General features: G+C 71.2%; 9 protein-coding genes. 3 read left to right on the top strand and 6 right to left on the bottom strand.

Going from position 1 to position 7,895, the window contains the following annotated elements; genetic code table 11:
• A partial coding sequence (locus K2X24_RS17080) for a helix-turn-helix transcriptional regulator (RefSeq protein WP_292499529.1) occupies positions 1-489 on the top strand: 489 nt, incomplete at its 5' end.
• 18 nt (positions 490-507) lie between these two features.
• On the opposite strand, the gene K2X24_RS17075 is transcribed toward K2X24_RS17080, so the two are convergent.
• The 4 genes from K2X24_RS17075 to K2X24_RS17060 all read right to left on the bottom strand — a co-directional run bounded on the left by K2X24_RS17075 (position 508) and on the right by K2X24_RS17060 (position 3,952).
• Positions 508-732 (bottom strand): hypothetical protein, encoded by a 225-nt coding sequence (locus K2X24_RS17075; protein WP_292499528.1) that lies wholly within the window; start codon positions 730-732, stop codon positions 508-510.
• 138 nt (positions 733-870) lie between these two features.
• The gene (locus tag K2X24_RS17070) at positions 871-1,062 is read right to left on the bottom strand and encodes a DUF1192 domain-containing protein (RefSeq protein WP_292499527.1); all 192 of its coding nucleotides are present in this window, start codon (positions 1,060-1,062) and stop codon (positions 871-873) included.
• 18 nt (positions 1,063-1,080) lie between these two features.
• A complete protein-coding gene (locus K2X24_RS17065) occupies positions 1,081-2,301 on the bottom strand; it encodes a phosphopentomutase (protein WP_292499526.1) in 1,221 nt (406 codons plus the stop codon).
• A 10-nt stretch (positions 2,302-2,311) separates the two neighbouring features.
• Positions 2,312-3,952, bottom strand: coding sequence for an ABC transporter ATP-binding protein (locus K2X24_RS17060; RefSeq protein ID WP_292499525.1), 1,641 nt, complete (start codon positions 3,950-3,952; stop codon positions 2,312-2,314).
• A 189-nt stretch (positions 3,953-4,141) separates the two neighbouring features.
• On the opposite strand from K2X24_RS17060, the gene K2X24_RS17055 reads away from it, so the two are divergent.
• Both K2X24_RS17055 and K2X24_RS17050 read left to right on the top strand, forming a co-directional pair.
• Positions 4,142-5,041 (top strand): lytic transglycosylase domain-containing protein, encoded by a 900-nt coding sequence (locus K2X24_RS17055; protein ID WP_292499530.1) that lies wholly within the window; start codon positions 4,142-4,144, stop codon positions 5,039-5,041.
• 99 nt (positions 5,042-5,140) lie between these two features.
• The gene (locus tag K2X24_RS17050; RefSeq protein ID WP_292499524.1) at positions 5,141-6,049 is read left to right on the top strand and encodes an alpha/beta hydrolase; all 909 of its coding nucleotides are present in this window, start codon (positions 5,141-5,143) and stop codon (positions 6,047-6,049) included.
• Positions 6,050-6,088: 39 nt separating this feature from the next.
• Here K2X24_RS17050 and K2X24_RS17045 read toward each other — a convergent pair whose 3' ends face one another.
• Complete coding sequence (locus tag K2X24_RS17045; protein WP_292499523.1) at positions 6,089-7,234, bottom strand: endo-1,4-beta-xylanase; 1,146 nt, start codon at positions 7,232-7,234, stop codon at positions 6,089-6,091.
• Entirely contained in the window at positions 7,231-7,653 is a 423-nt protein-coding gene (locus tag K2X24_RS17040; protein WP_292499522.1) for an acyl-CoA thioesterase, read from the bottom strand. Before K2X24_RS17040 ends, K2X24_RS17045 begins: the two co-directional genes overlap by 4 nt.
• Between the last annotated feature and the right edge of the window lie 242 nt (positions 7,654-7,895).

Below are 7,895 nucleotides of genomic sequence, written 5' to 3'. Positions count from 1 at the left end.
CGCAACGGGGCCTTCGCCGGCCTCGTCCCCCACGTTGTCCGGGATCAGCGTGAGCGGATCGCGCTGGCGCATCCGGGCGGCGACGCACTGCTGGCGGAGGCTCTCGCGGCGCAGGCCGGCGCATCCGCCCGCTCGATCGCGGTTCCGGCGAGCGACGCGCATCCCGCAATGGTCATGCATCTCCTGCCGATGCGCGGCTCGGCCCAGGACGTCTTCGGTGGGGGAACCCGCCTGATCGTCGCGACCCCGGTCATGCCCCGCCCCGTGCCCGGCACCGAACTGCTCTCGGGTCTGTTCGACCTGACGGCCGCCGAGGCGCGCATCGCCCGCGGCATCGCGGATGGCGCCACCCTGGCGCTCCTCGCCGCCCAACAGAAAGTCGGCGTCGAGACGATCCGCAGCCAGGTCAAGGCGGTCTTCGCCAAGACGGGCGTGACGCGGCAAGTCGACCTGGCGCGGCTGATCTCGGGCTTCAGCCTGATCCGATAGGACCGGTGGGCGGTGTCCTCAGGTGGCCTTGGCCGCGGAGTGACCGCGCGCGTGGTTCAGGGCGCGAAACAGGATGACGTTCGACAGGTCGGGTTGGGCGGCCCCGGGATCGATCGCCCGAAGATCGGCGGGACCTTCGGGGGCGGGCTCCGCCGGATGTGTTCCGAGGAGACAGGCCAGCACCCGCTCACTCGTACCCCGCTCGACATGTCGCGCGATGCGCCGACGCATCCATAGCGCCATGATCATTGTCCCCTCCATGACTGTCCTAAACCGCACGAACGGTGCGACATGAAAACTCAGGGCGGAGCGTGCTTCATCCCCTGTTTGGGGGAAATGTTTCTGTCTTGTTGCCTCGCGCGAACCTGCATGGCTTAGCGGTTAGAGTCGGAAGATCGAACTGGCTCTTGCGAGGGCCGCCTCCTTGGCGTCGCGCGCCGCCTCGATCCGCGCGATTTCCGCCCGCAGGACGGCGACGCGCTCGGCCAGGTCCTCCACCGAGAGGGTATCGAGTGGTTCACCGATCCGGTGCGCCGTGGCGCTGTGGCGGCTGCCGTCATCCTCGTCCCGCATGCGATTCTCCCTTTCGGCTCAAATCCACGGCGTGCCCGTTCTGCTGGAGGCGAGGCCGAGATGCCGAGCCAGGGTCGCGCCGATATCCGAGAAGCTCTCCCGCGCACCGATCGGGCCGGGCGCGACTCCGGGTCCGAAGGCAAGGACCGGAACCTGCTCGCGGGTGTGCTCGGTCCCCACCCAGGTCGGGTCGTTGCCGTGGTCGGCGGTGATGATGCCGATATCGCCCGGGCCGAGGACCGCCCGTAGGGCGGGCACCCGGTCGTCGAAGGCTTCGAGGGCGGCGGCGTAGCCCGGAACGTCGCGGCGGTGCCCGAACTCCGTGTCGAAATCCACGAGGTTGAGGAAAACGAGGCCGCCCTCGGGCAAGGTCGCGAAGGCGTCCAGGGCGGCCGCGAGGCAGGCTGCGTTGCCGGCGGGCTTGATTTCGCGGCCGGTGGCCCGATGCGCGAAGATATCGCCGATCTTGCCGACGCTGACCACGGCCCGGCCGGCGGCCTGGAGGTCGTCGAGCAGCGTGCGACCCGGGGGCTCGACCGCGTAATCCTTGCGGTTCGCCGTGCGGCGGAACCCGCCCTCGGGATCGCCCGTGAAGGGCCGGGCGATCACGCGGGCGACGCGGTAGGGATCACAGAGGTCCCGCGCGATACGGCAGGTGGCGTAGAGGCGCTCCAGACCGAAGCTCTGTTCGTGTGCCGCGATCTGGAACACGCTGTCGGCCGAGGTGTAGCAGATCGGCCGGCCGGTCCGGACGTGCTCGGCCCCGAGGCTGTCGACGATGGCGGTTCCGGCGGCGTGGCAATCCCCCAGAATACCGGGCAAGCCGGCCTGGGCGATCAGCGCTTCCGTGAGCGCCGCCGGGAAGGTCGGGACCGTGACGGGAAAGGTGCCCCACGGTTCGAGCACCGGCACGCCGGTGATCTCCCAGTGGCCGGAGGGCGTGTCCTTGCCGGCGGCCCGCTCGATGGCGTGGCCGTAGGCGCCCTCCGGCGCCGTCGGGACCGCCAGGCCGGCCGGGATTTGCCCGGTGGCGCCCTTGGCGGCGAGCCCGAGGCCGAGGCGCGCGAGATGCGGCAGCGCCAGGGGGCCTTCGCGCAGGCCCGGGCGGTCGCCGCGCCCCTCCGCGCAGGCTCGGGCGATGTGGCCGAGGGTGTCGGCGCCCGCGTCGCCGTAGCGGTCGGCATCGGGTGCTCCGCCGATGCCGACGGAATCGAGCACGATCAGGAGGGCGCGCGCCATCGTCTCGCCCTCAGGCCAGAACCGCCGCGGCGGCGGCATCCGCGACGGCGTCGCTGTGGAGGTCGAAGGCGGCGGCGAAGAGCGCCCGCGTGTAGGCCGTCTGCGGCGCGGCGAAGATCGCCTCCGCCGGACCTTCCTCCACCACGCGTCCGTTCTGCATCACCAGAACGTGGTTCGCCAACGCGCGCACGACCTTCAGGTCGTGGCTGATGAACAGATAGGCGAGGCCGCGCTCGGCCTGGAGATCGCGCAGCAGGGTCACGATCTGCGCCTGGACCGAGCGGTCGAGGGCCGAGGTCGGCTCGTCCAGCACCACGAATTTCGGCTTGAGAACGATGGCCCGCGCGATGGCGATGCGCTGGCGCTGCCCCCCGGAGAACTCGTGCGGGTAGCGGTTCATCGTCGCCGGATCGAGCCCGACATCGCCCAGAGCCTGCGCGACGATCGCAGTGCGCTCGGCCCGGGACTTCACGACGCCCTGGACCACCAGGCCCTCGGCGACGATGTCGGCCACCGTCATGCGCGGGGAGAGCGAACCGTAGGGGTCCTGGAAGACGACCTGCATGTCGCGCCGGAACGGACGCATGGCGGCGGGTGGCAGCCCCGCGATGGAGCGGCCGAGGAACACGATCGGGCCTTCACAGCCCGTCAGGCGCAGGAGCGCCAGACCCAGGGTGGTCTTGCCGGAGCCGGATTCGCCGACGACCCCCACGGTCTCCCCCGCCCTCACCCGGACCGAGACGCCGTCCACCGCCTTCACGTGACTCGTGGTGCGCCGCAGAAGACCCTCGCGGATCGGAAACCAGACCTTGAGCGGACCGGCCTCCAGCAGGCGCTCCGCATCCGCCGGAACCGGGTTGGCGCGCCCCTTCGGCTCCGAGGCGAGCAGGCGCTGGGTGTATTCGTGCTGGGGTCGGGCGAAGATCTCCGCCACCGGACCGGCCTCGACGATCCGGCCGGAGAGCATGACGCAGACGCGGTTGGCGATGCGCTGGACGATGCCGAGGTCGTGCGTGATGAACAGCATCGCCATGCCGAGCCGCTTCTGCAGATCGGCGAGCAGGGTGAGGATCTGCGCCTGGACCGTCACGTCGAGGGCGGTGGTCGGCTCGTCGGCCACCAGGAGGTCCGGCTCGCAGGCGAGCGCCATGGCGATCATCACGCGCTGGCGCTGGCCGCCGGAGAGTTCGTGCGGATAGGCATTGAGGCGGCGCTCGGCGTCGCGCAGGCCGACGAGTTCGAGGAGTTCGAGGATGCGCGCCCGCGCCTTGCGGCCGGACAGGCCGCGATGGACCTCAAGCACCTCGCCGATCTGCCGCTGGATGGTGTGCAGCGGGTTCAGGGAGGTCATCGGCTCCTGGAACACCATGGTGATGTCGGCACCGCGGATGCCCCGCAGGCGGCGCTCGGGCAGGGCCAGAAGGTCCTGGCCCTTGAACAGGATGCGGCCGCCCGGATGGTGCGCGCTCCCGTCCAGCAGGCGCAGGATCGACAGCGCGGTCACCGACTTCCCGGAACCGGACTCGCCGACCAGCGCCACCGTCTCGCCCGCCGCGATGGTGAAGCTGACGCGGTCGACTGCCAGCGTTGCGCGCTCCCGCGACCGGAAGGCGACCGACAGGTCCTGAACGTCGAGCAGCGTGTCGGTCATCGAGGCCTGTCTGCGAGGGATGCGCGCGAAAGCGAATGTCGGCAAGAGCGGTTATCAGGAGCGGTTATAGCGCGCGCCGTCCCGATCGGCGAACGCCGCGACGGGCGCCGGCGGGCCTTTCGCGATTGATCGGCGCCGTCCACGCCCTACAACCGCCTCGTGAACGCCCTCCCCCGCGGCTGCCCCGCCATCCTGATTCTCCTCGCCCTGCTGCTCGCGTCCGGACCCGCGCGCGCGGCCGCCGAGGGCGCGACCGAAACCGTCGAGCAGGCCCTGTGCCGCCTCATCGAGGGCTCGGCCCGGGCACGCGGATTGCCGGTGCCGTTCCTGACCCGGCTGATATGGCGAGAGAGCGCGTTCCGGGTCGGGGCGGTCAGTCCGGTCGGCGCGCAGGGCGTCGCGCAGTTCATGCCCGGCACCGCCCGCGAACGGGGGCTCGCCGACCCCTTCGATCCCGAGCAGGCGATTCCGCACGCGGCCCATCTGCTGGCCGACCTCAATCGGCAGTTCGGCAATCTGGGTCTCGCCGCGGCGGCCTACAACGGCGGCCCCGGCCGGGTCTCGGCCTGGCTCGCGGGAACCGGCGGCCTGCCGACGGAGACCCGCAACTACGTGCTGGCGATCACCGGTTCGCCCGCCGAGGCCTGGCGCCCGGGTGCGACGATCGAGATGCCGGAGGGCGAGGCGCCGAAGGCTTCGTCCCCTAAGGAGGCCGTCGACCCCAAGGCATCGGAGGCGAAGGTCGAGTCCGAGACGAGTTGCCTCAAAGTGACTGCGGCCCTTCGCATTCCCGCGCGAGGCGACCGGTTCGCCCTCGGGGGGAACGAGGGGCCGGCGGCGCCCTGGGGCATCCAGCTGGCCGGAAACTTCTCCAAGGCTCTGGCTCTGCAGAGTTTCGCGCGGACACGGAAGCTCTACACAAGCGTGATCGGCGATGTTCGCCCGATGATCATCGGTACACGCCTGCGCAGCCGTGGCACGCGCGCCTTCTACCGCGTCCGCATCCCGGCCCAGAGCCGCGAGGCCGCCGACGGCCTGTGCGGCCGGATTCGCCAGATCGGGGGCGCCTGCCTCGTCCTTCGAACCTGATCGTGATCGTGATCGGGCGGGCGCGAATGCGTCCCGATCGCGCCATCAATCCGCCGCGCGGGCCCCGTCACAGGGGGGCGTGCCCCAACAGAGAGATGCATGAACCGGTTTCTCGCCGTCCTCGCCAGCTTCGCCGGTCTCGCCCTCGTCGCGGTCGGCATCACGGCCTGCTCGCCGCTCGCCTTCTTCGACGCGATCGGACCCCGGGACGATGGCGGCCGCCTGAGCCTGAAGAACGCCGCCTTCGGTTCGCATCCGCGCCAGCGCCTCGACGTGTTCACCCCGGTGGCGGCCACGGGCAACGCCCCCGTGCTGGTGTTCTTCTACGGCGGCTCCTGGAAGAACGGCGCGAAGGAGGATTATGCCTTCGTCGGCCAGGCGCTCGCCGCGCAGGGCTTCGTCACGGTGCTGCCGGATTATCGGCTCTACCCCGAGGTGAAGTTCCCCGACTTCCTCGACGACGGGGCGCAGGCCATCGCCTGGGTGGAGGCGAACATCGCCGCCTATGGGGGCGATCCGCGGCGGATCGTGCTCGCCGGGCATTCGGCGGGCGCCTACAATGCCGTGATGCTCGGGCTCGATCCACGCTACCTGCGCCGCGCGGGGGTCGACCCCCGAGCCGTGCGCGCGGTGGCGGGGCTCTCGGGACCCTACGACTTCCTGCCCCTCGATGCCGGGACCGCCACCGAGGTGTTCGGCCAGGCCTCCGACAAGCCCGCGACCCAGCCCATCACCTTCGCGGGCCCGCGCTCGCCCCCGGCCTTCCTCGCCTCGGGCGACGGCGACACCATCGTGCGCCCGTCCAACACCCGCAATCTCGCTGCGCGCCTGCGGGAAGCCCGCGTGCCGGTGCAGGAGCGGATCTATCCGGGCCTCGACCATTCCGACACGCTGCTCGCGCTCTCGGTCACCTTCCGGTCGAAGGCACCGGAGCTCGCCGAGATGGCGGCCTTCCTGCGCCAGCAGGCGGGCGAGCGCCCGCAGCAGGCCCGGATGCTCGCGAACTGAGTTCGTCGACCCGGCGGCGCCGAGTCGACGCGACGCCCCCTACGCCTTGCGCAAGGCCTCGCGGGCCTTGCGATGGTCGGGAGCGTCCGAGAAGGCACGGTGCATCGCGCGCCAGAGCGGGGTGCGCGCCATCGCCTCGTCGAGGGGCAGCGCCCGCTGGACCAGACCATCGGCGCGTCGACGCTCGGGGTTGGCGTTGAGCCAGCTGTTGCGATTGGTGATGTCCCAGGTCAGCACGTTGAGCACGGCCGGCTCGTCCAGCACCACGTCGAGGAAGCGCCGGGCGAGATCGGAGACCGCCCGATCCCGGATCGCGAGGTCGGCGGGGTATTCCTTGTCGTTGATGTCGAATTCCGTGACCTCGATGGCGAGGCCGAACGCCGCGACCTCGCGCAGGAAGCGCCGGAATTTTTCCTGGTTCAGCGGGTGCTTGGCGTAGAGGTGGCCCTGCAGGCCGAGCCGACGGATCGGCACTCCGCGCCCGCGCAGCCCCTCCAGGGTCTTGAGCACCATGTCGCGGCGGCGGTCGATCCAGTCCGCATCGAGTTCGAGATCGTTCTCGTTCCAGACGCCGGCCGCGCGCGGATCGACCTCGTGCTGGATGCGGAAGGCCAGATCGACGAAGCGCGGGCCGAGGGCCGCGAGCCAGGGCGTCCGGAGCAGGCCGTCGGGCCGCCCGTCCTGCGGACCGCAGATCTCGTTGACCACGTCCCAGGCCTCGATCCGACCCCGGTAGCGGCCCGCCATCGCGCCGATCCAGCGGCGCAGGAAGGCCTCGCCCTGCCCGGCCCCGAGGCGCTCGCCCACCCAGGCGGGCAGGCCTTCGTGCCAGACGAGGGTGTGTCCGCGCATGGGCTGACCGTTACCCTCAGCGAAGGCCACGACCTCGTCCGCGTAGGCGAAGCCGAGGGTGTCCGGCGCAGGCCACGCATAGGTCAGCTTCATCGCATTCTCGGACACGAGGATGCCGGCCTCGCGGGCGAGCGCCTGCCCGTAGGCGGGCGACTGCCGGAGGGTGACGCCGTTCACGGCCGACCCGTAGGCGACCCCCTTGCGCGCCGCCGCCGCGTTCAGGGAATCCGCCGACCAGGAGGAGGACCCGTGCGCTGCGGCCGAAACTCGGGGCGTCAGCACGTCCAGCGCGCCGGCCAGAACGGCGCGACGGGAGAGCCCGGCGCGGTTCACCCCTCGACCAGCGACCGCTCGGGTGGGATCACCCGGGGGCGGCGGTCGGCGCCGATGGCGACGAAGGTGAACAGGCCCTCCGTCACTTTCATAGTCTCCTCGCCCTCGCGCTCGCGGCGCCAGACCTCGACCTGGATGCGCATCGAAGTGCGCCCGACGCGCACGATCCAGGCATAGATGCTGACCTCGTCGCCGACGATGACCGGACGGTGGAAGGTCATCGCCTCCACCGATATGGTGGCGCAGCGCCCGCGCGAGCGCCGGGCGGCGATGTTGCCGGCGGCCAGATCCATCTGGCCCATCAGCCAGCCGCCGAAGATGTCGCCCGCCGGGTTGGTGTCGGCCGGCATGGCGATGGTGCGCACCACCGGCGGTCCACGGTCGTCGGGCTGGCGCGGTTCGGAAGCGTCGGAGGTCATGGCAGGCTGCGATCTCGCGTTGCGATGGGCCGACCGACGCAAGCACCGCGCCGCCCGTGTCCTCATGTCACATCCGGCCGACCGCGAACAGGCGATCAGTCGGGGAGTGCGAACACCACGAGGGCATCGCCCGTGCCGAAGCCGGACCCCTTGGTGAACGAGGCGCCGCCGGCCGCAACCGCCACGTATTGCCGGCCCTCGAGGGAATAGGTGATCGGCGGGCCGCCGATGCCGGCCCCGCA

The sequence above is a fragment of the Methylobacterium sp. genome (assembly GCF_019750675.1).
In the GTDB taxonomy this organism is placed as follows: domain Bacteria; phylum Pseudomonadota; class Alphaproteobacteria; order Rhizobiales; family Beijerinckiaceae; genus Methylobacterium.
This window is presented reverse-complemented; position numbering and strand designations above follow the sequence as displayed.

Excerpts from the sequence above, each read along its gene's own strand:
- K2X24_RS17075 (WP_292499528.1), bottom strand. The coding sequence starts at position 732 with ATGGCGCTATGGATGCGTCGGCGCATCGCGCGACATGTCGAGCGGGGT.
- K2X24_RS17070 (WP_292499527.1), bottom strand. The coding sequence starts at position 1,062 with ATGCGGGACGAGGATGACGGCAGCCGCCACAGCGCCACGGCGCACCGG.
- K2X24_RS17065 (WP_292499526.1), bottom strand. The coding sequence starts at position 2,301 with ATGGCGCGCGCCCTCCTGATCGTGCTCGATTCCGTCGGCATCGGCGGA.
- K2X24_RS17060 (WP_292499525.1), bottom strand. The coding sequence starts at position 3,952 with ATGACCGACACGCTGCTCGACGTTCAGGACCTGTCGGTCGCCTTCCGG.
- K2X24_RS17050 (WP_292499524.1), top strand. The coding sequence starts at position 5,141 with ATGAACCGGTTTCTCGCCGTCCTCGCCAGCTTCGCCGGTCTCGCCCTC.
- K2X24_RS17040 (WP_292499522.1), bottom strand. The coding sequence starts at position 7,653 with ATGACCTCCGACGCTTCCGAACCGCGCCAGCCCGACGACCGTGGACCG.